Genomic DNA, 24,190 nt, shown 5'->3' on the forward strand with positions numbered 1-24,190 from the left:
CCCGCGAGGGGAGAGGGGCTATCAAAGCCAGTGCGCGGAGCAACGGCTCAGCGCGCCGGCGCCGATCAGTCCCTCAGGCCTGCGCCACGCGCGGCTGGCGCGGGGCGGTGGCATACAGCACGATGCCCGCAACGATCATGGGCACGCACAGCCACTGGCCCATGCTCATGTTGAGCGCCAGCAGGCCCAGGAAGTCGTCCGGCTCGCGGAAGTACTCGGCCACGAAGCGCATCACGCCGTAGCCGATCAGGAACACGGCCGACACGCGCCGCTCCAGCCGCGGCTTGCGCGCATAGAGCCACAGGATGACGAACAGCAGCAGCCCTTCCAGCAGGAACTGGTAGACCTGCGACGGATGCCGCGGCAGCATTGAGCCGCTCTGCGGGAACACCATGCCCCAGGGCAGATCCGGTGGCGCGAAACGGCCCCACAGCTCGCCGTTGATGAAGTTGCCCACGCGGCCCGCGGCCAAGCCCGTCGGCACGCAGGGCGCGATGAAGTCCATCAGCTGCCAGAAGCGGCGCCCGCGCGCCCGCGCAAACAGGGCCATGGCCGCGATCACGCCGATCAGCCCGCCATGGAAGCTCATGCCGCCGCGCCAGACCATGAAGATCTCCAGCGGATTCGACAGGTAGTAGCCCGGCTTGTAGAACAGGCAGTAGCCCAGCCGGCCGCCGACGATGACGCCGAGCACGCCGAAGAAAAGAATGTCCTCCACGTCCTTGCGCGTCCAGGCCGCGCTGCCCGTCATCGAGGCGAAGGGCTCGTGCCGCAGCCGAAGCGTGCCCAGCAGGTAGAACAGGCCGAACGCCGCCAGGTAGGTCAGGCCGTACCAGTGCACGGCCAGCGGGCCGATCTGCAGGGCGATCGGGTCGATATGGGGGTACATCAGCATGGCGCGCATTGTGCCCGCGGGGCCGTGACGGCCCGGTCCGGCGCCGATGCGAATGCGTCTGATCGACTGCCGCATCCGCATGCAGAGTGCGCATCGGGGGCCATTGCGCCGCCGCATTTCGCGGATGCGGGGCACGGGCGGATACTCGCGCGGTTTTCCGTCTCGAAAGAACCACATGCAGGGCCATCCCCAAGTCATCGACTACCTGAAGGACCTCCTGCGCGGCGAGCTCGCCGCGCGCGACCAGTACTTCATCCATTCGCGCAACTACGAGGACCAGGGTTTCGGCCGGCTGTACGACCGCATCAACCACGAGATGGAAGAAGAGACGGAGCATGCCGACGCGCTGATGCGCCGCATCCTCATGCTGGGCGGCACCCCCGAGATGAGCCCCAAGGCCTTCGTGCCCGGCACCACCGTGGAGGAAATGCTGCGCAAGGACCTCGACACGGAATACGAGGTGCGCGACGCGCTCAAGAAGGGCGCCGCCCTGTGCGAGAGCGTGGGCGACTACGTCAGCCGCGACATCCTGGTCGCGCAACTGCACGACACCGAGGAAGACCATGCCTACTGGCTGGAGAAGCAGCTGGGCCTGATCGACAAGATCGGCCTGGCCAACTACCTGCAGTCGCAGATGGGCGAGGCCTCGTCGGTCTCGCCCAACTGATCGCTCAGCCCCTCCCGTCCTCGCCGGCCGCGGCGCGCGCTTTCACGAAGCGCACGAAGCGCGCCAGCGCCGGCTGCTGTCCCTGCCCCAGCCACACCAGGCTGGTCTCGCAACTCGGCAGCCGCACCTTCCCCCTTCCCTCCCCCTTCAGTTCCTCCGCCCGGCGGTAGACCACGCCGGCGCGGCTGAAGGCCGTCACGCTGGCCGGCACCCAGGCCACGCCCAGGCCGCCGGAGACCAGGTTGACGATGGTCTGCATCTGGATTGCCTCCTGCGCCAGCTGCGGCCGCCGGCCGTGCTCGGCATAGAGCTGCATCACCGCATCGTGCACGCCGGGCAGGATGCGGCGCGGGAACAGCACCAGCGGCTCGGCCAGCACCTCGGCCAGCGCCGGCCGCGGCGGCTGCGCCAGCGGATGCGCGGCCGGCAGCGCCAGCACCAGCGGCTCGGTGGCCACGGCCAGCCGGGCCAGCCCCGCCGGTGCCGCGCCGGGCGGATGCAGCAGCAGGCCGGCATCGATATCGCCGCGGGCCAGCGCTTCGAGCTGCACGTCGCCGGTCGCTTCCACCAGCTCCAGCGCCACCTGCGGGCTGTGCTCGCGGAAGTCGCGCACCCAGCCCGGCAGCCGGTCGAAGCCGATGGTGGAGACGAAGGCCAGCCGCACCCGCCCCGCCTCTCCCGAATCGGCCGCCCGTGCGCGGGCCGGCAGCGCGCGGGCCTGAGCCAGCAGCGCCCGCACTTCGGGCACCAGCGCCTCGCCGGCGGGCGTGAGGGCCACGCGCCGCCGCGTGCGGTCGAACAGCTGCACGCCCAGCGTGCGCTCCAGCTGGGCGATGGCCTGAGTCACGGGGGGCTGCGTCATGTGCAGCCGCTGGGCGGCGCGGCCGAAATGCAGTTCCTCGGCCACGGCCAGGAACTGGCGCCAGGCGCGCAGCTCGATCAGGGGCTCGTCTTTCATTCGGCCAGCATATCAATCGGCACGCCAAATAGGATTGGAGGCAATCAGACCGGGCGTGGAGAATCCGAAGCCCCACGTACCGCAGAGACACGCCCGCCATGGACACCAAGCCGATCAAGATCAACCGCCGCAGCGCCAACATCACCGAAGGCAAGAGCCGCGCGCCCAACCGCTCGATGTACTACGCCATCGGCTACGAGGCGGACGACTTCGCCAAGCCCATGGTCGGCGTGGCCAACGGCCACAGCACCATCACGCCCTGCAATGCCGGCCTGCAGAAGCTGGCCGACGCGGCCGTGGCCGGCATCGAGGAAGCCGGCGGCAACGCCCAGATCTTCGGCACGCCCACCATCTCGGACGGCATGGCCATGGGCACCGAGGGCATGAAGTACTCGCTGGTCAGCCGCGAGGTCATCAGCGACTGCATCGAGACCTGCGTGCAGGGCCAGTGGATGGACGGCGTGCTGGTGGTCGGCGGCTGCGACAAGAACATGCCCGGCGGCATGATGGGCATGCTGCGCGCCAACGTGCCCGCCATCTACGTCTACGGCGGCACCATCCTGCCCGGCCACTACAAGGGCCAGGACCTGAACATCGTCAGCGTGTTCGAGGCCGTGGGCCAGAACGCCGCCGGCAACCTGAGCGACGAGGACCTGCTGCAGATCGAGCGCCGCGCCATCCCCGGCACCGGCTCCTGCGGCGGCATGTACACGGCCAACACCATGAGCTCGTCCTTCGAGGCGCTGGGCATGAGCCTGCCCTATTCGTCGACCATGGCCAACCCGCACGACGAGACGCAGAACTCGGCCAAGGAATCGGCCAAGGTGCTGATCGAGGCCATCAAGAAGGACCTGAAGCCGCGCGACATCGTCACCCGCAAGGCCATCGAGAACGCCGTGTCGGTCATCATGGCCACGGGCGGCTCCACCAATGCGGTGCTGCACTTCCTGGCCATCGCGCATGCGGCCGGCGTGGAGTGGAGCATCGACGACTTCGAGCGCATCCGCCAGCGCGTGCCGGTCATCTGCGACCTCAAGCCCAGCGGCCGCTGGCTGGCCGTGGACCTGCACCGCGCGGGCGGCATTCCGCAGGTCATGAAGCTGCTGCTCAATGCCGGCCTGCTGCATGGCGACTGCATCACCATCACCGGCAAGACCATCGCCGAGACGCTCAAGGACGTGCCCGACGTGCCGCCCAACCCCGAGGTGATCCGCCCCATCGACAAGCCGCTGTATGCGCAGGGCCACCTGGCCATCCTGAAGGGCAACCTGAGCCCCGAGGGCGCCGTGGCCAAGATCACGGGCCTCAAGAACCCCGCCATCACCGGCCCGGCCCGCGTGTTCGACGACGAGCAGTCGGCGCTGCAGGCCATCCTGGCCGGCAAGATCCAGGCGGGCGACGTGATGGTGCTGCGCTACCTGGGCCCCAAGGGCGGCCCCGGCATGCCCGAGATGCTGGCGCCCACGGGCGCGCTGATCGGTGCCGGCCTGGGCGAGAGCGTGGGCCTGATCACCGACGGCCGCTTCTCCGGCGGCACCTGGGGCATGGTGGTCGGCCACGTGGCGCCCGAAGCCGCGGCCGGCGGCACCATCGCGCTGGTGCACGAGGGCGACTCGATCACCATCGACGCCAAGACGCTGCGCCTGGAGCTGAACGTGCCCGACGAGGAGATCGCCCGCCGCCGCGCCGCCTGGAAGGCGCCGGCACCGCGCTACACCCGCGGCGTGCAGGCCAAGTTCGCCTTCAACGCCTCCAGCGCCAGCCTGGGCGCCGTGCTCGACCGCTTCTGAGCGCGACCGCGGGCGCGCACCAACCCGTGCGCCCCTTCCGGCGCCATCCCCCATATGAGGGATGGCGCCGCCTCCCATGGCTGCAAAGCTCGGGCGATGTCGATGAACGATGCTGCTTCGTCCCATGCCCGGACACCGCCTTGCCGCCCACCCGCCCGCCGGTGACGACGCGCCGCCGCGCGCGGCCGACCTGCTCGACATCGTCTCGCTGCTCTACGAGGGCGTGACCTCGGCCGCGGGCTGGCGCCACGCCCTGGCGCGCCTGGCGCATGAGACGGGTTCCGCCCAGGCCCACCTGCTGGTGTGGGACCACGACGGCAACCGCTTCCGCATCTCCGAAGGCTTCTGCGAGGACGCCGACGCGCACGCCCGCTTCATGGGCGAATACAACGCCGAGTTCCAGACCATCGATCCCTCCAAGCTGGTGGCCGACCGCGTGGCGCTGGGCACGGTCTACCAGGACCACCGCAACCTGGGCGCCTTCGTGATAGACAAGTCGCCCTTCTACGGCGACTTCTTCCACCGCTACGGGCTGCACGCCAACATGGCCTCGCGCCTGGCCCGGCGCGGCGACATCGAGTACGTGCTGTCCTTCCAGCGGGAGCGCCTGCACGGCAACTACCGGCCGCGGGACGAGGCGGTGCTGCTGGAACTCATGCCGCACCTGGTGCGGGCGGCGCAGTTGCGGCTGGCCTTCAGCCAGCTCGAAGACCAGGTGCAGCTCAGCGCGGCGGTGCTCGACCGGCTGAGCTTTCCGGTGCTGGTGGTCGCACCCAGCGGCGAGCCCGTGCTGAGCAACGCCGAGGGGCGCGCCTGGGCCGAGGCCCCCGACGGCGTGCTGCGCCGCAGCGCCGCATCGCCCGAGCGGCTGCAACTGCTCAAGGCGATCCGCACCGCCTGCGGCCTGCTGGGCCGGCGGCGCAGCGTGGGCGTGAGCCTGCGGCGGCGCACGGGCACCGGCACCGGCACGACGACCGACCATGCCCTGGCCATTCCGCTGCAGGACCGCATCGCGACGTCGGACAAGGCGCTGGCCCTGCTGGTCGTGCAGGGCGCGCCCTGGCGCATGCCCGACCTGGCCAGCCTGCTGCGCGACCTGTTCGGCCTCTCGCCCGCCGAAAGCCGGCTGGCCCGGCTGCTGTTCGAGGACCTCTCGGTGCAGGAGGCGGCCGACCGCGTGGGCGTGTCGGTCGCCACGGCCAGGACGCAGCTGAAGGCCATCTTCGCCAAGACGCAGGTCGGCCGGCAGAGCGAGCTGATCCGGCTGCTGTCGCGCTTTGCCGTGGTGGACGCGCCGGGCGAGCGAGACCGCTGACGGCTGGACGGCCGACGGTGGCCGGGGCCGCGGGGCTCGGTGCCCGCGGCGCCCGACGAGTCACGATCGGCTGCTCAGGGCTTGCGGCGCGACCCGCCGCGGCGGGTGCTCAGACCCAGCGCGTCGCGCTGGCGCTCGAGCCGGTCTTCCCTGCGGGCGTCGTCGCGCTCCATCGCACGTCGGGCGGTGTAGCCCGACCAGTCGGCAAAAGCCCACCACAGCGCCGCAGCCGGGAACGGCAACAGTACGATCCACCAGTCGAGCCCGGCGACGAAGCCGACCTCGAAGTACTTCAACGCGATTGCCGCCAACCCCACGACCAATAGCCACATGTTCCGCTCCTCGTTCCAACCGCCCGCCGCGCCGCGCACGAGCCAGATTGCAAACGACTGTAACGCCGACGGCCGCCGCGCGGCAGCCTCTGCAGGCGGCCGGTGGCTGATGGCCGCCATCGGCCTGGCCGGCCTGTTGCCGGTGGCCCACGCCGACCTGGCCCTGGCGACCAGCAAGAACTGCATGGCCTGCCACACGGTGGACCGCAAGGTGATCGGCCCCGCCTTCAAGGACGTGGCAGCCCGCTACAAGGACCAGAAGGGTGCCGAGGACTTGCTGGCCACCAAGATCCTTAAGGGCGGCGCGGGCGTGTGGGGACCGGTGCCGATGCCGGCGAATAGCCAGGTGAGCGAGGCGGATGCGAAGAAGCTGGCCGCCTGGGTGCTGACGCTGAAGTGACGGCGGCCTGAGACCTCATCGCCCGTTGACGCTCAGCCCGCCGAAGCGCTGGCCTGGGTCGTCGATCCGTTCGGGCTGTCGAAGGGCGCAACGGCGCGCTGGCCGATGTGCCCCTGCTTCGACACGCTCAGCCCCGAACGGGCTGGGTCGAACGTGCTCAGCCCAGCGGCCGCGTGAGGTACACCGCCTCGCGCCCGACGATGGCGTCGCGCGTGGGCATGAACACCGTGCAGCCGTCGAAGGGCGAGACGATGTGGCGCTCCCCGTCGGTGGCGATCAGCTCGTCCCTGGCGAAGGTCTCGAAGCCCACCAGCGGCCGCTCAAAGCGGAATTCCGTCGTGTGCACCATGTGCGTCTGCAGCAGCTCGAAGCGGCGCTGCGGTGCCGGCGGCAGCCGGTCCTCGCGCGGCGCGATCAGGCCGAAATGGGCGATGAAGTCGTGCGCCACCCGGGTGGCCAGGTCGGCGGCGGACTGCGCGAAATGCTGCCCGCATTCCACCACCAGCGCCGTCTGCGGGCCATCGCCGTCCAGACCGTGCCGGCCGTATTGAATCAGCGGCGTGCCCGAGCCCAGGCCCTGCGGCATCACCAGGTGCACCGGCGGCAGGCCCAGGGCCAGCGCCACGGCGGCATTGCGCGCGTAGGCCGGGTAGACCCAGAAGGGCTGCACGTCCTGGCTGGTGGAGTGGATGTCCAGCACGTGGTCCGCCGCATCCACCACGGCGCGCAGTTCGCGGGCGCGGCGCAACTCGGGGCTGTCCTCGCTGCCGTCAAGCATCTCGGCCGACCAGATGCGGTTCATGTTGTGCACCAGCTGGCGGCTGTCGAAGGGCCGCTCGATGTCGAAGCTTTCGTAGGCCGCCACGTTGGCGAAGCTGATGGTCAGCGTGCCCTTGACGGGCCGCACGCCGCGGTCGAGCAGGTGCGTGGCGGCGACCATGCCGCAGATCTCGTTGCCATGGGTCAGGGCATTGACCAGGACGTGCGGGCCGGGCTGGCCCGAGTCGAAGCGATGGACGTAGTCGATGCCGGTGTTGCCATGGCGGTAGGCGGACAGGTCCCGGGGCAGGACCTCGAAGGTGGGCGTTGAAGCGGTCATGCGGGACATTGTGGCGAGGCCGGCGCTTCGGCGCTGGCCGTGCGCGACAGCGAAGGGCGCCCTGCCCCTCGCGCCGACGGCTATTCGATGGCCAGGTCCAGCCGCGAGACCAGCGCGCGCGTCTGCGCATTCATGCCCACCACCTCCACCGCGCTGCCGTGCTTGCGCAGGCGCTGGCAGACCTTGTCCAGCGCGTTGACGGCGGTGATGTCCCAGAAATGCGCGCCGGTCAGGTCGATGCGCACCGGCCGGCCCTCGATGTCGCGGATGTCGAAGGCCTCCACCAGCATGTCGGCCGAGGCGAAGAACACCTGCCCCGAGACGCGGTAGACCAGCCGGCCGCCTTCTTCCATGGGTTCGACCGCGATCAGCCGGGCCACCTTGAAGGTGAAGAACACGCCGCTCAGCAGCACGCCCACCGCCACGCCCGCGGCCAGGTTGTCGGTCAGCACCGTGACCACGACGGTGGCCAGCATGACCACGCTGGAGAGCTTGGGATGCCGCCACAGCGCCCGCGCCGAGCCCCAGTCGAAGGTGGAGGCCGACACCATGACCATCACGGCCACCAGCGCCGCCACCGGCACCTTCGACACCCAGGGCTTGAGCAGCACCATCAGCACCAGCAGGAAGGCGCCCGCGAACAGCGTCGACAGCCGGCCCCGGCCGCCATAGCGCACGTTGCTGACGGTCTGGCCGATCATGCCGCAGCCGGCGATGCCGCCGAAGAAGCTGGCCGCGACGTTGGCCAGGCCCAGGCCGGTGGCCTCGCGGTTCTTGGCGCTGGGGGTGTCGGTCAGCTCGTCCGCCACGCTGGCGGTCATGAGCGACTCCAGCAGGCCGACCATGGCGATGGCCAGCGCCGGCAGCGCGATGAGCTGCAGCGTCTGCCACGACAGCGGCACCTGCGGCACGCCGAAGCTGGGCAGCCCGTCGGGCAGCAGGCCCAGGTCGGCCACCGTCTTGAGCGGCAGCTGCAGCCACTGCGCCGCGAGCGTGAGCACCACGATGCTCACCAGCGGCGACGGCACCACGGTCGTCAGCCGCGGCAGGCCGTAGATGATGAGCAGCCCCGCGCCCACCGCGGCCCAGGTCGCCAGGTTGGCGCCCACCAGGTGCGGCATCTGCGCCGAGAAGATCAGGATGGCCAGGGCATTGACGAAGCCGGTGCGCACCGAGCCCGACACGTAGCGCATCAGCGTGCCCAGCCGCAGCCAGCCGAAGAGCATCTGCACCAGCCCCGCCAGCACGCCGGCCGCGAACAGGTACTGCACGCCGTGCGACTGCACCAGCGGCGCCGCCACCAGCGCCACCGAGCCGGCCGCCGCCGACACCATGGCCGGCCGCCCGCCCGCAAAGGCGATCACGATGCTGATGACGAAGGAAGCGAACAGGCCCACGGCCGGGTCCACGCCCGCCACGAAAGAGAAGGCGATGACCTCGGGGATCAGCGCGAAGGTGGCCACCGCGCCGGCCATGAGTTCGCGCGGAATGCTGGGCGCCCACTCGGCGCGGAAGGGATGCGGGTGGCGGGACATGGTGGGTCAGCCCTCCTCGTCCGCCGGGCCGCCCCAGTTCTCGTCCTGCTCGATGGCGTCCGCGTCGCGGCCGCGCCCCCGGGCGCGCAGGGCGGCAGCGCGTTGGCGCTTGAGTTCGGCCTCGGCCTTGCGACCGGCCGCCAGCCAGCCGAGGAACTGGTTGACCGTCTCCAGCGTGATGCGGCCGATGACGCCACTGCGCAGGTCGGTAAGCACGGCCTCGGCCGCCTTCTGCATGTCGATGCGGCCGCCGCCCAGCAGCGCGCCGCGCTTGCGGCCGATGGCAGCCAGGATGTCCTCGTCGGGCTGGGTGCACAGCGCCAGCTGGGCGTTGTCGGCCGGCAGCTTGTAGCGGGCGCGCAGCAGCTCGGTGTACTGGGCCTTGAGGTAGGCCAGCACGTCCAGCGCCACCGATTCGTCGTCGTAGGCATTGCGGCCCACGGCGCCGGTGGCGGCCAGGCGGACGCCGCTTTCGGGCACGATGATCTTGGGCCACAGCATGCCGGGCGTGTCGTACAGGTAGAAATCGTCGGCCAGCAGGATGCGCTGCTCCTGCTTGGTCACGCCCGCCTCGTCGGCGGCCTTGGCCTGGCGCTTGAGGCTCAGCGTGTTGATGAGCGTGGACTTGCCCACGTTGGGCACGCCGCAGATCAGCACCCGCATCGGCTTGGCCAGCCCGCCGCGGTTGGGCGACAGGCGGTGGCAGGCCTCGATGATGGCGGCGCGCTGGGCGGGCGGCGTCTGGCTGGCGTCGAGCGCGATGGCACCCGTGGCCTCCTGCGCCTGGTAGTGGGCCAGCCATTCGGCGGTGCGGGCCGGGTCGGCCAGGTCCTGCTTGTTGAGGATCTTCAGGCGCGGCTTCTTCGCCGTGATGGCGGCGATGGCCGGGTTGGCGCTGGAGCCGGGCAGGCGCGCGTCCAGCAGCTCGATCACGACGTCGGTGGTCTTCATCCGCTCGGTGATGGCCTTGCGGGTGGCGTGCATGTGGCCGGGAAACCATTGGATCGTCATGGCGGGAATCGGGCTGGGGAAACGAGGAAGGCGGCGCGAACGGCCACGGCGGCAGGCCAGGACGAGGACACGGTCGCCGCGGCGCCTGGCGTGTGCAGAAGGGCACGGATTGTCGCCGCAGCCCGCCGGCCCCGCCTTCGGCCACCCATTGGCCTTCGCCTACGCCGGGCCGTCGCGCGCTGCGGCAGAGTGCATGGCACCGGCTGGCGGCTGCCGGCCATCTACAAAAGGAGCCCTTTTTCATGCAGATCCAGGTCAATACCGGCAACGGCATCGAGAACAAGGAATCGCTGGAGCGCTGGGCGGACGCCGAACTCCGCCAGCACCTGCACCGCTTTGCCGAGGAAGTCACCCGGGTGGAAGTGCACCTGAGCGACGAGAACGCCGCCCGCGGCGGCCAGGCCGACAAGCGCTGCACCCTGGAGGCCCGCCTGGCCGGCCACGCGCCCATCGCCACCACGCAGGACGCCGCCACCCAGGACGAGGCCTTCCGCGGTGCCCTGAGCAAGCTCAAGCATGCGCTCGACAGCGCCATCGGCAAGCGCACCGACCATCGGGACCGCACCTCCATCCGCACCGTCGGCGCCGATGCCGGCCTGGCCGATTGAGCGGCAGCGCTGAGCAGCCGGACGTGGCCGCCCCGGGGCGCCACGTCTGGCAGTTCGCCCACACGGGCGGTGTCGACCAGGTGCTGCTGCGCAGCGGCCAGGACATCGCCCACATCGGCGAACTGGACCGCAAGCTCTGGGTCGCCCTGGCCTGCCCGGTGCAGGGCCTGGAATTCGACAGCCGCACGCTGGCCCTGATCGACAGCAACGACGACGGCCGCATCCGCCCACCCGAGTTGATCGCCGCCTGCGAATGGGCGGCGGCGCAGTTGCGTGACCCGCAACTGCTGATCGCGGCCGGCGACACGCTCCTCCCCGCCGACATCGCGGACAGCAGCGACCTGCAGCCAGAGGCTCGCCGCATCCTCGGCATCGTCGGCAAGAACCCCGACACCGATGCCCTGACCCTCGGCGACGTGACCGGCCGCAGCGAACTGCTGGCCTCGCTGCGCTTCAATGGCGACGGCGTCATCACGCCCGAGACGGCCGGCGACGACGAGGCCGCGCGCGCCGTCATCGAACGCATCCTCCAGACCCATGGCAGCCAGCCCGACCGCAAAGGCACCGCGGGCATCGCGCGCGGGCAGGCCGACGCCTTCTTCAAGGAAGCCCATGCGCTCGCCGACTGGCATGCGCAGGCCGTGAGCGACGACGCCACCATGCCCCTGGGCGACGACACGCTGGCCGCCGCAGCCGCCGTCGATGCCATCGAGGCCAAGGTGGACGACTTCTTCGCCCGCTGCCACGTGGCCGCCTTCGACCCCAAGGCCGTGCCCGCCCTCAACCCGGCCGCCACTGCCTATGACGCGCTGGCCGGCAGCGCCATCGACGTGCATGCGCCTGCGCTCGCCGCCCTGCCGCTGGCGCCCGTCGCGCCCGGCCGCACCCTGCCGCTGGCCGGCCGCGTCAATCCGGCCTGGGCCGGGGCCCTGGCGCGGCTGCGCGCGCGGGCCGTGGCGCCCTTGCTCGGCGAGGCGCTGGAAGCCATCGACGACACCCAGTGGGCGCTGCTGCGCGAGCGGCTCGCGCCCTGCCGCCAATGGCTGGCCAGCCGGCCCGCCACGCGCCTGGGCAATGCCGCCGACACCCCACCCGACATCCTGCAGGGCTGGCTGGGCGCCGAAGCCACCGTGATGGAACTGCTGCGCCAGGACGAGGCGGAAGAAGCCCACAACGGCCGCCTGGTGGACCTTGAAAAGCTGCTGCGCTTCAAGCGCGACCTGTACCGGCTGCTGCGCAACTTCGTCTCCTTCGAGGACTTCTACGCCCGGCGCGGCGCCATCTTCCAGGCCGGGCGCCTGTACCTGGACGGCCGCAGCTGCGAGCTCGTGGTGCGCGTGGCCGATGCCAAGAAGCACGCCATGCTGGCCGGCCTGGCCAAGACCTGCCTGGCCTACTGCGAATGCACGCGCGGCAAGGACAAGATGACCATCGTGGCCGCCTTCACCGCGGGCGACACCGACTTCCTCTTCGTCGGCCGCAACGGCGTGTTCTACGACCGCGACGGCCGCGACTGGGACGCCACCATCACCCAGCTGATCGACAACCCGACCAGCGTCGCGCAGGCCTTCGTGGCGCCGTACAAGAAGTTCATCCGCATGATCGAGGAGCAGGTGGCCAAGCGCGCCGCGGCCAGCGAGGCCACCGCGCAGGCCAGCCTGAGCACCATGGCCACCACGGTCGCCACCGCCGACAAGGCCGTGCCGCCCGCCACCGCCGGCCAGCCGGCGGCCCTGCCCAAGCTGCCCGGCCGCATCGACGTCGGCACCGTGGCGGCGCTGGGCGTGGCCATGGGCAGCATCAGCGCCGTGCTGGTGGCCATGTTCACCAAGTTCGTCGACCTGGGGCCGTGGATCCCCATCGCGCTGGTCGGAGTGGTGGTGGCCATTTCGGGCCCCAGCATGCTGATCGCCTGGATCAAGCTGCGCCAGCGCAGCCTGGGGCCGATCCTGGACGCGAGCGGCTGGGCCATCAACGGCCGCATGAAGGTCAGCGTGCGCCTGGGCGGATCGCTGTCGCGCATGGCCAAGCTGCCGCACGGGGCCAAGCGGGTGCTGAACGATCCCTATGCGGACCGCAGCACGGGCTGGCTGGTGGGCGCGGCGGTGCTGCTGGTGGCCGCGGCGCTGGTGGTGTGGGGATGGCGGTCCGGGTGGATCGAGCGGCATCTGCCCGAGTCCGCGCGGCCGGCGAGCACGGCACCCGCCGTGACTGCGCCGGCAGTCGGCGCGCCGGCGCTGTCCATCCCCGCGGCGACGCCCGGCCGCGGCGGCTGACCCATCCAGCCCTCCGGTTCGCTTCTCAGCGGCGTGCGGCCATCGCCTGGCTGACCTCGTTGCTGCCCTGCGCGGAGCCGCTTTGCGGCACCTGCTCGCCATTGCGGTCGGTCACTTCGGCGAGCCGGGCAGCCAGTTGCTCCGGCACCAGCTCGCCCAGGCCCAGGTGCACGCCCTGCGTCAGCGTGACGTGCGCCGCCTCGAACGTGCCCGCACCGGCGCACAGCACCGTGCGCGTGGGCGCTGATTCGTGGGCCAGCACCAGCATGGCCGGCACCACGGCTTCGGGCTTGAGGGCATCCAGCACCTCCTGGGGCATCAGGCCTTCGGTCATGCGCGTGGCGGCCGTCGGCGCCAGGCAGTTGACGTGGATGTTGTTCTTGGCGCCTTCCAGGCTCAGCGTCTGCATCAGGCCGACCAGGGCCATCTTGGCCGCGCCGTAGTTGCTCTGGCCGAAGTTGCCGTACAGGCCGGACGACGAACTGGTCATGACGATGCGGCCGTACTTCTGCGCATTCATGACCGGCCACACGGCCTTGGTGCAGTGCACGGCGCCCATCAGGTGAACGTCCACCACCAGCCGGAAGTCGTCGAGCTCCATCTTGGCGAAGCTCTTGTCGCGCAGGATGCCGGCGTTGTTGACCAGCACGTCGACGCGGCCCCAGGCGTCCACCGCCTGCTGCACCATGGCCTGCACGGCGGCGAAGTCGGTCACCGAGGCGCCGTTGGCCAGCGCCTCGCCGCCCAGGTCGCGGATCTCCTGCGCCACCCGCTCGGCGGCGGTGGCGGAACCGCCTTGCCCGTCCACCGCGCCACCCAGGTCGTTGATCAGCACCTTGGCGCCGCGCCGCGCCAGCGCCAGCGCATGCTGCCGGCCCAGGCCGCCGCCCGCGCCGGTCACGATGGCCACGCGGCCGTGGAAGTCGAGAGAAGGAGTCGTCATGGGCGCGTTCCGTGGAAGGTTGTCTCGTTGGAGGAAACCTGGACTTTAGCGGCCCGGCGTGCGGGCGGATGTCGCGCAGGTGGGCCGGCGTCAGTGGGAATGGCGGGCGACGTAATCGCGCAGAACACCGTCCATGCATAGCTACACCAATTGATCACCTCCTGGGTGTAATTTGCGCTCAGCAACGCGCGGCGTTGCCATGGTGGCCTTGCGGACGTCCACCGCCGGGACGCCGCGTACCTGCCGCCGGCTCAACCCCGCGGATCGAAGGACGCCGGCACCGTCGATGCAGTCAACGGCGTCACGCCGACCGGTGTCGCGGCCGGCACGGCCGCCGGCCGGCGGTCCAGGCGGTCTTCCAGCTGGCCGATGTGGGCGGCCAGGGTGTTGTCGGCCTGATCGGCGCGTTGGCGCAGGGCGGTTTCGAGCTGCTCGATGCGCGCCAGGATGGCCGCATGGCGTTCGCCCGTGCGGGCGGCCAGGGTACTTTCCTGCGATTCGAGGAAGGTGCGCAGTTCCGTGAAGCGCGACGCCTCGGCGCGGTCGGCCAGCTCGCGCTGGGCCTGCAGTTCCTTGGTGTGGCGGCGGGCGTCCAGCAGCACGGTGCCCTGCAGCCACAGCACGTAGGCCAGGAAGAAGGCCGCCAGCAGGATGGTCAGGCCCAGCATCACCAGGCCCAGCGGGGCGGTCACCGTGGTCACGCCCAGCGACATGACGGTGGGCGCCGACAGCGTGCCCCAGTTGAGCGCCGCCAGCGCGGCGATCAGCAGGGCAATGACGAACAGGATGATGGAGCGCGCACCCATGGGCTTCCTCTCTTCTTGATGATGGAAAGCCGCGATTTGTACATCGGCGCATGGCGCCGGGGCTGTCGGCGACGGACGCCTGCGCGTGTGCGGCGGGGTCGCCCCGCCGCGGCATATCGAGCCCGCGCCCTCAGCCCACCCGGCCGTAACGGTCCGAGAAGCGCACGATGTCGTCCTCGCCCAGGTAGGCGCCCGACTGCACTTCGATCAACTCCAGCGGGATCTTGCCGGGGTTCTCCAGCGCATGCACCACGCCCAGCGGGATGTACGTCGACTGGTTTTCGGTGAGCAGGATCTCCTTGTCGCCGATCTGCACCTTGGCCGTGCCGGACACCACGATCCAGTGCTCGGCGCGGTGGTGATGCATCTGCACCGACAGCTTCTGGCCCGGGTTCACCGTGATGCACTTGACCTGGTAGCGCTCGCCCTGGTCGATGGAGTCGTAGGCGCCCCAGGGCCGGTACACCTTGCGGTGGGCCGAGGCCTCGGAGCGGCCCTGCGCCTTGAGCTTGTCGACGATCTTCTTGACGTCCTGCACCTGCGACTTGCTGGCCACCAGCACCGCATCGGCCGTCTCGACCACCACCACGTCCTGCAGGCCCAGCACCGACACCAGGCGGTGCTCGGCATGCACATGGCTGTTGCGCACCTCGTGCGCCACCACGTCGCCACGGAAGGCGTTGCCCTGGGCGTCCTTGCCCGACACCTGCCACACGGCGTTCCAGGCGCCGACGTCGCTCCAGCCGGCGCGCAGCGGCACCACCACGGCCTTGTCGGTCTTCTCCATCACGGCGTAGTCGATGGAGTCCTCGGGCGACCGGGCGAAGGCGTCGGCATCCAGGCGCACGAAGTCCAGATCCTTCTTGCCGTCCTGCACGGCCGCGCGCGCGGCGGCAGCGATGGCGGGCGCGAAGCGCTCCAGCTCCTGCAGGTAGGCCGAGGCCTTGAACAGGAACATGCCGCTGTTCCACAGGTGCCGGCCGCCTTCCAGGTAGCCCTGGGCGGTCTGCAGGTCCGGCTTTTCGACGAAGGCCTGCACGGCCACGGGTGCCACCGGCGCAGCGGCGTCCAGGCGGCTGGGCACGGCGATGTAGCCGTAGCCCGTCTCGGGCGCCGTCGGCACGATGCCGAAGGTGACCAGCTTGCCGGCCTCGGCCGCCGGCACGCCGGCGCGCACACTGTCGTGGAAGGCGGCGGTGTCGGGAATGACGTGGTCGGCGGCAAGGACGAGCAGCAGCGGGTCCTGTCCGTCGGCCATGGCGGTGACGGCGGCGGCGGCGATGGCCGGCGCGGTGTTGCGGGCCGCCGGCTCCAGCACGATGGCATGGGCCTGCAGGCCCTTTTCGCGCAGCTGCTCGGCGACGATGAAGCGGTGGCCCTCGTTGCACACCACCATCGGCCGGACGGGGCGGTCGCCATCCAGCCCGGTCAGGCGCGCCACCGTCATCTGGAACAGCGTCTGAGCCTCGGTGAGCCCCAGGAACTGCTTGGGATAGCCGGCGCGCGAAAGCGGCCACAGGCGCGTGCCGGAGCCGCCGGAGAGGATGACGGGAATCATGGTGCGAAAAGGACGAGGTCTTTTGTTGGAATCGATCAAGGCTCAGGCAGCCAGCGCAGCGCGGCCGCTTTGCCAGCGCCAGGCGTCGGCGCACATGGCATCGAGGTCCCGGCGGGTCTGCCAGCCGAGCAATTGTCGGGCAAGCGCCGGGTCGGCCCAGTATTCGGCCACGTCGCCTGCACGGCGCGGCACCACCTTGTAGGGAATCGGCTTGCCGCAGGCGCGCCCAAAGGCGTTTACGAGGTCCAGCACCGACGCGGGCCGGCCGGTGCCCAGGTTTACGGTCAGCAGGCCGGGCTGGCGGTCCAGGTGGTCGAGCGCGGCGACGTGGCCTTCGGCCAAGTCCATCACATGGATGTAGTCGCGCACGCCGGTGCCGTCGGGCGTGGGGTAGTCGTTGCCGAACACGCTCAACTCGGCGCGCTGGCCTACCGCCACCTGGGCCACGTAGGGCATCAGGTTGTTGGGCACGCCCTGGGGGTCTTCGCCGATCAGGCCGCTTTCGTGCGCGCCCACCGGGTTGAAGTAGCGCAGCCGCGCCACGCGCCAGTCGGGCTCGGCCGCGCACAGGTCGGCCAGCATCTGCTCGACCATGGCCTTGGTGTGGCCGTAGACGTTGGCGGGACGAAAGGGAAAGTCTTCCTTCACCGGCACCGTGTCCGGGTCGCCATACACCGTGGCGGACGAGGAGAACACCATCTGCCGCACGCCGCATTCCTTCATGGCGCCCAGCAGCGCCACCGTGCCGGCGACGTTGTTGTCGTAATAGCGCAGCGGTTGCGCCATCGACTCGCCCACCGCCTTGAGCGCGGCGAAGTGGACGACGGCGGTGATGCCGTGTTGCTTCAGCACCCGGCGCACCAGCGCCCCATCCCGGATGTCACCTTCCACGAAGGGCACTTCGGCGCCGTTGATGCGGCCCACGCGGGCCAGCACGTCCGGGCGGCTGTTGTCGAAGTTGTCGAGGACGAGGAAGGGACGCCTTGCCGCCGCCAGCGCGACGCAGGTGTGGGAGCCGATGAAGCCGGCGCCGCCGGTGACGAGAATCATGAAGCGGAAATCTGAAGTTTTGTAGCGCAAGGCTCCTGAGGCGGCCGATGTTACTCACCGGCCGGACGGGGGATGTGGGCAATCCGCATCAGCCCCGGGTGAAGTTGAAAGAATTAGTGAATGCGCTCCAGACGGGACGCCAGGCTTTCAGGGTCTGCGCGGCATCCCGCCCTTCGACAAACTCAGGGCGACAGGGGGACGAGAGGACGAAGCTGCCGACGCGAACGGCAAAGGCGCTCAGTTCGTCTGCGCCAGCTGCTCCAGGATCGCCGGGTTCTCCAGCGTCGAGGTGTCCTGCGTGATCGCCTCGCCCTTGGCGATGCTGCGCAGCAGCCGGCGCATGATCTTGCCGCTGCGCGTCTTGGGCAGGTTGTCGCCGAAGCGGATGTCCTTGGGCTTGGCGATGGGGCCGATTTCCTTGGCAACCCAGTTGCGCAGCTCGTTGGCGATCTGCTTCGCCTCCTCGCCGGTCGGCCGGCCGCGCTTGAGCACGACGAAGGCGCACACCGCCTCGCCCGTCACGTCGTCCGGGCGGCCCACCACGGCGGCCTCGGCCACCAGGTCGGTCTTGGACACCAGCGCCGATTCGATCTCCATGGTGCCCAGCCGGTGGCCCGAGACGTTCAGCACGTCGTCGATGCGGCCGGTGATGCGGAAGTAGCCACGGTCCTCGCTGCGCACGGCGCCGTCGCCGGCCAAGTAGATGGTGCCGCCCATCTCCTCGGGGAAGTAGCTCTTCTTGAAACGCTCAGGGTCGTTCCAGATGGTGCGGATCATCGAGGGCCATGGCCGCTTGATGACCAGCATGCCGCCGGCGCCGTTGGGCAGGTCCTTGCCGGTCTCGTCGACGATGGCGGCCATGATGCCCGGCAGCGGCAGCGTGCAGGAGCCCGGCACCAGCGGCGTCGCGCCCGGCAGCGGCGTGATCACGTGGCCGCCGGTTTCGGTCTGCCAGAAGGTGTCGACGATGGGGCAGCGCTCGTGGCCGATGTTCCGGTGGTACCACATCCATGCCTCGGGGTTGATCGGCTCGCCCACCGAACCCAGGATGCGCAGCGACGACAGGTCCCAGTTCTTCGGGTGCACCTTCTCGTCCGACTCGGCCGCCTTGATCAGCGAGCGGATGGCCGTGGGCGCCGTGTAGAAGATGCTGACCTTGTGCTTCTCGATCATCTGCCAGAAGCGGCCGGCGTTCGGGTACGTGGGAATGCCCTCGAACACCACCTGCGTCGCGCCCGCCGCCAGCGGGCCGTAGGCCACGTAGGTGTGGCCGGTGATCCAGCCGATGTCGGCCGTGCACCAGAACACGTCCTCAGGGCGGATGTCGAAGGTCCATTCCATCGTCATCTTGGCCCACAGCAGGTAGCCGCCCGTGGCGTGCTGCACGCCCTTCGGCTTGCCCGTGGAGCCCGAGGTGTAGAGGATGAAGAGCGGATGCTCCGCGTCCACCGCCACCGGCGGGCAATCGTCGCCCTGCCCCTGCAGCGCCTCGTCGAAGGTCTTGTCCCGGCCTTCGACCCTGTTCCAGGCCGAGGGCGTGCGCTCGTACACCAGCACCGTCTTGAGCGTGGTGCAGCCGCCCATGGCGATGCCGTCGTCCACGATGGCCTTGAGCGGCAGCTCCTTGCCGCCGCGCAGCTGATAGTTGGCCGTGATCACCGCCACCGCGCCGGCATCGATGATCCGCTCGTTCAACGCCTTGGCCGAGAAGCCGCCGAACACCACGCTGTGCGTGGCGCCGATGCGCGCGCAGGCCTGCATGGCCACGATGCCCTCCACGCCCATCGGCATGTAAACGATCACGCGGTCGCCCTTGCCGATGCCCTGCGCCTTGAGCGCATTCGCGAAGCGGCTCACGCGCGAGAGCAGGTCCTTGTAGGTGACTTGGGTGACCGTGCCGTCGTCCGCTTCGAAGACGATGGCCGTCTTGTTCTCGACCGGCGTGCCGATGTGCCGGTCCAGGCAGTTGGCGCTGGCGTTGAGTTCGCCGTCGTCGAACCACTTGTAGAACGGTGCGTTGGATTCGTCGAGCGTGCGGCTGAAGGGCTTGCTCCAGTTCAGGTGCGCGCGCGCCTGGCGGGCCCAGAAGCCGTCGAAGTCCGCCGCCGCCTCGTCGCACAGCGCCTGGTAGGCCGCCATGCCCGACACGCGGGCGCCCTGCTGCGCCTCGGCGCTCGGCGCGAACACGCGGTTTTCGACGAGGACGGACTGGATGGTGGATGCCGAGCTGCTGCTCATGGTGATGTCTCCTGAGGGCCGGATGGCCCGGTCTTGATGGCGGAAGGGGGAACGCGGCGTACTGTCCTGCGGGCGTCTTACGAGGCTCTGACGCTGACGGCCACCCGCCATGCCGATCCGGCGATGCTAACCAGGCGGCCAATCTACGCGCCGAATGGGCATTCATGGCATTTCGACATGGATCCGATGGAAAATGCCAGAACGTCCCATAAACCACCCTACTTGCCATGCAAGCCACTTCCAACCTCCACCATGGCAGAGCCGTCATTCCTGCCGCCTTGCGCGAGCAGTTGGGCCTGCATGACGGTGACCAACTGATCTGGCGTGTCCGCGACGGCGAACTGGTGGCCACCACGCGCCGTGCCCAGTTGCACCGTGCCCAGCAACGCTTTCAGCAGACCGTGCCCAAAGGCGCCCCTTCCCTGTCCGAAGAACTCGCGGCCGACCGCCGCCGCGCTGCAGACCAGGAATGAGCCCGCCTTCCCCCATCATGCTGGACGCCTCCGCCGTGCTCGCCTTCCTGCAGGAAGAGCCGGGCCATCTGGAGGTGGAGGCCGCCCTGCACGACCATCCGTGCCTCGTGACTGCGGCCAACCAGTGCGAGATCGTCGCCAAGCTGGTCGACCGCGACATGCCGCCCGAGGCCATCGACGCCGTGGTGGCCGACCTGGGCTACCAGGTGGTGGACGTCACCGCCGAAGACGGCCATCGCGCCGGCCACTGGCGCAGCCTGACGCGTGCGCACGGCCTGAGCCTGGGCGACCGCTTGTGCCTGGCCGTGGCCGCGCGCCTGCAGGCGCCCGTGCTGACCGCCGACCGGCCGTGGCTCGCCCTGGCCGACACATTGAACGTGCATATTCGCTGCCTGCGCCCAGGAGCCCATTGAGCGGGCGCTACATCTTTTCGCCGCATCTTCCCTCTGCATTTTTTTGCGCTTATTCCATGGCCGACCTGAACGACCCCATCCCGCCCGCGCCTGTCAAACGCAGCTCGCCGCTGCGCCCGCTGCCCAACATCATCTTCGCCAGCCGCTGGCTGCAGCTGCCGCTGTACCTGGGCCTGATCGTGGCGCAGGCGGTGTACGTGGTGCACTTCCTGGTCGAGCTGCTGCACCTGGTGGAAGCCGCCTTCGGCAACCAGACGGCGCTGCAGGCGCTCATCACCAGCATCGGCTACAAGACCAGCGCGCCCATCACCACCCTCAACGAGACGGTGATCATGCTGGTGGTGCTGGCGCTGATCGACGTGGTGATGATCAGCAACCTGCTCATCATGGTGATCGTGGGCGGCTACGAGACCTTCGTCAGCCGCATGAACCTCGAAGGCCACCGCGACCAGCCCGAGTGGCTGAGCCACGTCAACGCCTCGGTGCTCAAGGTCAAGCTGGCCATGTCGATCATCGGCATCAGCTCGATCCACCTGCTCAAGACCTTCATCAACGCCGACAACTACACCGAGAAGGTGCTCATCGCGCAGACGGTGATCCACGTCGCCTTCCTGCTGTCGGCGATGGCGATCGCGTACACCGACAAGCTGATGAGCAGCGCCGCGTCGCACAGCAAGAAGAACGGCGGGCATTGAGCCGGGATTTGCGGGGGTGATAGCGATTCAGTAAGCTTGCCATCACCCCACCTCGATCCCCCCGTCCATGGCTGCCCTCACCGTCAGAAACCTCCCAGACGACGTGCACCGCGCGCTGCGCATGCGGGCGGCGCAGCACGGGCGGAGTACCGAAGCGGAAGTGAGAGAGATCCTCGCCGCGGTAGTCAAGCCAGAGCAGCGCCTCCAGATGGGTGATGCGTTGGCCGCCATCGGCCGCAAGGCCGGCCTGACGGACGGGGACGTGGACGCGCTCAGGAACATGCGCGACAACACGCCCGCGCAGCCACGCGTGCTGGACTGACCGCGTGATCGTTCTGGACACCAACGTGGTGTCGGAGGCGATGAGGCCGCAGCCCGACGCCAAGGTTCAGGCGTGGCTCAACGCCCAAGTGGCAGAAACGCTTTATCTTTCTGCGGTGACGGTCGCAGAACTGCTCTTCGGCATCCAGGCCTTGCCCATGGGCAAGCGCAGAGACAAGCTCGATCAGGCACTGAGCCAACTCGTCGCCTTGTTCGACAGGCGCATTCTTCCCTTCGATACCGATGCCGCCCGGCACTACGCAGCGCTGGCCGTTCTGGCCAGAACGAATGGCCGCGGTTTTCCAACACCAGACGGCTACATCGCGGCCATCGCAGCTTCCAGGACCTTCATCGTCGCTTCCCGCGACACCGCCCCCTATGACGCCGCAGGCGTGACGGTGATCGATCCCTGGTCGGTGTAGGCGCAGCTGAACGCCGCAGCGCGCGGGCGCTGCAAGGGCGACCACGCGTCAGCCCGACCTCAGTTTTCCTTCACGGTGATGACACCCCCCATGACCAAGATCCAAGGGCTTTGCACCCCCAGCCCACGATCAAGAGGTCATCTTGAAATTCATCGCCCCCGCGCCCTCGCGCCTTCTCTTTCCCGCCCTCACCGTCCTCGCCGCGGCGGCCCTCACCGCCTGCGGCGGCGGGCATGATGCGGTGGCCTTCCTGCCCTCGTCGTCGGGGTCGGGCAGCAGCAGCGGCGCCACCACCACGGGCAGCGGCAACAGCGGCAGCGCATCCAGCGCCAACACCGTCGCCGTGAACGGCGTGGTCGCCGCCACGGCCTTCAAGGCCGGCAGCGCCACCGATCCCGTGTTCTCCGCCGGCTACTTCGCGGGCGCCACGGTCTGCGTGGACAGCAATGGCAACGGACGCTGCGACGCCGGCGAAACCGCCACCACCACTGACGCCAACGGCAAGTTCAGCCTGTCGGTGCCTGCGGGCGCCGCGCTGCTGGCCGACATCGGCACCAGCGCGAAGAACACCGCCACCGGCCAGGCCGTGGCCAGCCGCGAGGCCCTGCGCATCAGCGCCGGCCAGGTCGCCGACCAGCAGGCCGGGCAGGTCGTCATCAGCCCGCTGTCGGCCGAAGTGGCCCGCCTGATCGACGCCAACGGCAGCAGCTATGCCACCGAGCGCACCAACATCGCCGCCCGCCTGGGCGTGCAGGAAGCCGCCGTGCTCGGCGACTTCAACCAGGCCAGCGGCAAGGCCCAGGCCGCCCTGCTGGCCGAGGCCAACGCGCTGAACAACCGCTACGTCTACGCCACCGCCAAGCTCGACCGCGGCGACCTGTACCCCGACGCCCTGGCCGTGCCCGGCGGCGACCCGCGCCTGACCGGCAAGAACGGCGTCACGGCCCTCACCGCCAACGTGGCCGACACGCGCAAGCCCATCACCTTCGCGCAGGCCCAGCAGGCCGCCTTCAACGTCGAGGGCATTCCGCGCTACGACAACATCTTCATCGTCATGCTGGAGAACAAGGCCAGCTCGTCGATCGCCAACTCGCCCTACGCGCCCAAGATCAACGCCTACCTCAAGGCCGGCAACCAGCTGGTGAGCTACTACGCCACCGGCAACCCCAGCGAGCCCAACTACACCGCCCTGGGCGGCGCCGACGACTTCGGCATCACCGACGACAGCCAGTGGAACTGCGACGCCGCCGGCCCCACCGCCGTGCAGGACCTGCCCGTGCCCGACAACACCCAGCCCGGCCTGGCCAGCTCGCCCTTCAAGACCACCTGCACGCAGGCCGCCGCCGTGAGCCACAACATCGTGGGCCGGCCCAACCTGTTCAACGCCATCACCGCCGCCGGCATGACCTGGCGCACCTACAGCGAGTCGATGAACCCCGGCCAGGACTTCCGAACCGACAGCGTGGCCGACGCCGCCGTCACCGCGCAGGACCATGTGTACCCGCCCGGCACCGTCGGCCCCAACACCAGCGCCATCGGCGACAGCACCCTCACCCTGCCCATGCCCGCCGGCCTGTACAAGACCAAGCACCACCCCGGCATGGCCTACCAGAACGTGCGCAGCGCCCCCGAGTGGAAGTACAGCAACCGCACCATGGGTGGCGGCCAGTGGGATGCGGCGCTCAAGAACGCCAGCGCCTACGCCACGCCCACCGGCTACGACATCGACCAGCTGGGCACCGACCTGGCCAGCGGCAACGTCGGCAACCTCAACTTTTTGATGCCCGACCAGTGCGACGACATGCACGGCATCACCGTCAAGGGCACCAACGGCAGCGGTGCCACCGTGTCGGCCAGCGACTGCAGCGGCGTGGCCAACAACGTCAGCACCAGCGCCGTGTCGCCCATCATCACGCGCGGCGACAACTACGTGGACTACGTCGTCAAGAAGATCCAGGCCTCGGCGCTCTGGCAGAACCCCAACAAGCGCGTCGCCATCGTGCTGATGTTCGACGAGGGCAACGCCACCAGCGGCTTCAATTCCTGCTGCGGCTGGAACCCGCTGAAGGTCAAGCAGACCACCAACATGCCCAACCCGCTGCAGCAGAACGCGGACGGCACCTGGTCGCAAGACACCAGCATCAACAACTACCAGATGGGCAACCGCGGCCACGGCGAAAGCATCTTCGGCATCCTGACCAACCAGCCCAACGCCCCCAAGGGCGTGGTCGACAGCGACGCCTACAGCCACTTCGCCTTCGTGCGCACGCTGCAGGACATGTTCGGCCTGGCCGACCCGGCCAACGACGCCTCGTACATGAACCGTTCCAAGTACACCGAGGCCTTCATCGCCGCCAACATCCTGAACCTGCCCGAGTACGCCGG

The 24,190-nt window shown here is 69.6% G+C and carries 23 protein-coding genes; 12 read left to right on the plus strand and 11 right to left on the minus strand.

Annotated features, from left to right (window positions below; all coding sequences use genetic code 11):
• Nucleotides 1–73: 73 nt before the first annotated feature.
• A complete protein-coding gene (lgt, locus tag NS331_RS14565) occupies nt 74–895 on the minus strand; it encodes a prolipoprotein diacylglyceryl transferase (protein ID WP_058642722.1) in 822 nt (273 codons plus the stop codon).
• 175 nt (nt 896–1,070) lie between these two features.
• Between lgt and bfr the strand changes: the two genes are divergently transcribed.
• A complete protein-coding gene (gene bfr / locus NS331_RS14570) occupies nt 1,071–1,562 on the plus strand; it encodes a bacterioferritin (RefSeq protein ID WP_058642703.1) in 492 nt (163 codons plus the stop codon).
• 4 nt (nt 1,563–1,566) lie between these two features.
• Here the strand turns inward: bfr and NS331_RS14575 are convergent, their stop codons facing one another.
• A complete protein-coding gene (locus NS331_RS14575) occupies nt 1,567–2,520 on the minus strand; it encodes a LysR family transcriptional regulator (RefSeq protein WP_058642704.1) in 954 nt (317 codons plus the stop codon).
• Nucleotides 2,521–2,618: 98 nt separating this feature from the next.
• Between NS331_RS14575 and ilvD the strand changes: the two genes are divergently transcribed.
• Both ilvD and NS331_RS14585 read left to right on the plus strand, forming a co-directional pair.
• Entirely contained in the window at nt 2,619–4,310 is a 1,692-nt protein-coding gene (ilvD, locus tag NS331_RS14580; RefSeq protein WP_058642705.1) for a dihydroxy-acid dehydratase, read from the plus strand.
• A 124-nt stretch (nt 4,311–4,434) separates the two neighbouring features.
• Nucleotides 4,435–5,625 (plus strand): helix-turn-helix transcriptional regulator, encoded by a 1,191-nt coding sequence (locus NS331_RS14585; protein WP_058642706.1) that lies wholly within the window; start codon nt 4,435–4,437, stop codon nt 5,623–5,625.
• Nucleotides 5,626–5,699: 74 nt separating this feature from the next.
• On the opposite strand, the gene NS331_RS14590 is transcribed toward NS331_RS14585, so the two are convergent.
• Complete coding sequence (locus tag NS331_RS14590; RefSeq protein ID WP_345940354.1) at nt 5,700–6,077, minus strand: TIGR04438 family Trp-rich protein; 378 nt, start codon at nt 6,075–6,077, stop codon at nt 5,700–5,702.
• Here NS331_RS14590 and NS331_RS14595 point away from each other — a divergent pair.
• Complete coding sequence (locus NS331_RS14595) at nt 6,067–6,357, plus strand: c-type cytochrome (protein WP_058642708.1); 291 nt, start codon at nt 6,067–6,069, stop codon at nt 6,355–6,357. The genes NS331_RS14590 and NS331_RS14595 overlap by 11 nt on opposite strands.
• Before the next feature lie 157 nt (nt 6,358–6,514).
• Here NS331_RS14595 and NS331_RS14600 read toward each other — a convergent pair whose 3' ends face one another.
• From NS331_RS14600 to ylqF, 3 genes are all read right to left on the minus strand, one after another.
• On the minus strand, nt 6,515–7,456 hold the full coding sequence (locus NS331_RS14600; RefSeq protein WP_058642723.1) for a M14 family metallopeptidase: 942 nt from the start codon (nt 7,454–7,456) through the stop codon (nt 6,515–6,517).
• Nucleotides 7,457–7,536: 80 nt separating this feature from the next.
• Nucleotides 7,537–8,991, minus strand: a complete 1,455-nt coding sequence (locus NS331_RS14605) for a SulP family inorganic anion transporter (protein ID WP_058642709.1) — start codon at nt 8,989–8,991, stop codon at nt 7,537–7,539.
• Nucleotides 8,992–8,997: 6 nt separating this feature from the next.
• A complete protein-coding gene (gene ylqF, locus NS331_RS14610; protein WP_058642710.1) occupies nt 8,998–10,002 on the minus strand; it encodes a ribosome biogenesis GTPase YlqF in 1,005 nt (334 codons plus the stop codon).
• Between the two features lie 242 nt (nt 10,003–10,244).
• Here ylqF and NS331_RS27365 point away from each other — a divergent pair, with 242 nt between their 5' ends.
• Nucleotides 10,245–10,610 (plus strand): HPF/RaiA family ribosome-associated protein, encoded by a 366-nt coding sequence (locus NS331_RS27365; RefSeq protein WP_058642711.1) that lies wholly within the window; start codon nt 10,245–10,247, stop codon nt 10,608–10,610.
• Nucleotides 10,607–12,886, plus strand: a complete 2,280-nt coding sequence (locus tag NS331_RS14620; protein WP_242873756.1) for a hypothetical protein — start codon at nt 10,607–10,609, stop codon at nt 12,884–12,886. Before NS331_RS27365 ends, NS331_RS14620 begins: the two co-directional genes overlap by 4 nt.
• Nucleotides 12,887–12,911: 25 nt before the next feature.
• Here the strand turns inward: NS331_RS14620 and NS331_RS14625 are convergent, their stop codons facing one another.
• From NS331_RS14625 to acs, 5 genes are all read right to left on the minus strand, one after another.
• Nucleotides 12,912–13,829, minus strand: coding sequence for an SDR family NAD(P)-dependent oxidoreductase (locus NS331_RS14625; RefSeq protein WP_058642713.1), 918 nt, complete (start codon nt 13,827–13,829; stop codon nt 12,912–12,914).
• Between the two features lie 251 nt (nt 13,830–14,080).
• The gene (locus NS331_RS14630; protein ID WP_242873757.1) at nt 14,081–14,635 is read right to left on the minus strand and encodes a LapA family protein; all 555 of its coding nucleotides are present in this window, start codon (nt 14,633–14,635) and stop codon (nt 14,081–14,083) included.
• A gap of 130 nt (nt 14,636–14,765) precedes the next feature.
• Complete coding sequence (locus NS331_RS14635; protein WP_058642714.1) at nt 14,766–16,193, minus strand: mannose-1-phosphate guanylyltransferase/mannose-6-phosphate isomerase; 1,428 nt, start codon at nt 16,191–16,193, stop codon at nt 14,766–14,768.
• A gap of 42 nt (nt 16,194–16,235) precedes the next feature.
• Complete coding sequence (gene galE, locus NS331_RS14640; protein WP_058642715.1) at nt 16,236–17,243, minus strand: UDP-glucose 4-epimerase GalE; 1,008 nt, start codon at nt 17,241–17,243, stop codon at nt 16,236–16,238.
• Nucleotides 17,244–17,480: 237 nt separating this feature from the next.
• The gene (gene acs / locus NS331_RS14645) at nt 17,481–19,481 is read right to left on the minus strand and encodes an acetate--CoA ligase (protein WP_058642716.1); all 2,001 of its coding nucleotides are present in this window, start codon (nt 19,479–19,481) and stop codon (nt 17,481–17,483) included.
• 227 nt (nt 19,482–19,708) lie between these two features.
• On the opposite strand from acs, the gene NS331_RS14650 reads away from it, so the two are divergent.
• From NS331_RS14650 to NS331_RS14675, 6 genes are all read left to right on the plus strand, one after another.
• Complete coding sequence (locus NS331_RS14650; protein WP_153012862.1) at nt 19,709–19,954, plus strand: AbrB/MazE/SpoVT family DNA-binding domain-containing protein; 246 nt, start codon at nt 19,709–19,711, stop codon at nt 19,952–19,954.
• Complete coding sequence (locus NS331_RS14655; protein ID WP_082702494.1) at nt 19,951–20,367, plus strand: type II toxin-antitoxin system VapC family toxin; 417 nt, start codon at nt 19,951–19,953, stop codon at nt 20,365–20,367. Before NS331_RS14650 ends, NS331_RS14655 begins: the two co-directional genes overlap by 4 nt.
• Before the next feature lie 56 nt (nt 20,368–20,423).
• Complete coding sequence (locus tag NS331_RS14660) at nt 20,424–21,062, plus strand: TIGR00645 family protein (protein ID WP_058642719.1); 639 nt, start codon at nt 20,424–20,426, stop codon at nt 21,060–21,062.
• A gap of 67 nt (nt 21,063–21,129) precedes the next feature.
• Nucleotides 21,130–21,384, plus strand: a complete 255-nt coding sequence (locus tag NS331_RS14665) for a FitA-like ribbon-helix-helix domain-containing protein (protein WP_058642720.1) — start codon at nt 21,130–21,132, stop codon at nt 21,382–21,384.
• Nucleotides 21,385–21,388: 4 nt separating this feature from the next.
• On the plus strand, nt 21,389–21,805 hold the full coding sequence (locus tag NS331_RS14670; RefSeq protein WP_058642721.1) for a type II toxin-antitoxin system VapC family toxin: 417 nt from the start codon (nt 21,389–21,391) through the stop codon (nt 21,803–21,805).
• A gap of 142 nt (nt 21,806–21,947) precedes the next feature.
• A partial coding sequence (locus NS331_RS14675) for a phosphoesterase (protein WP_345940355.1) occupies nt 21,948–24,190 on the plus strand: 2,243 nt, incomplete at its 3' end.

It is taken from the genome of Pseudacidovorax intermedius (genome assembly GCF_001476815.1).
Lineage (GTDB): Bacteria > Pseudomonadota > Gammaproteobacteria > Burkholderiales > Burkholderiaceae_C > Xenophilus > Xenophilus intermedius_A.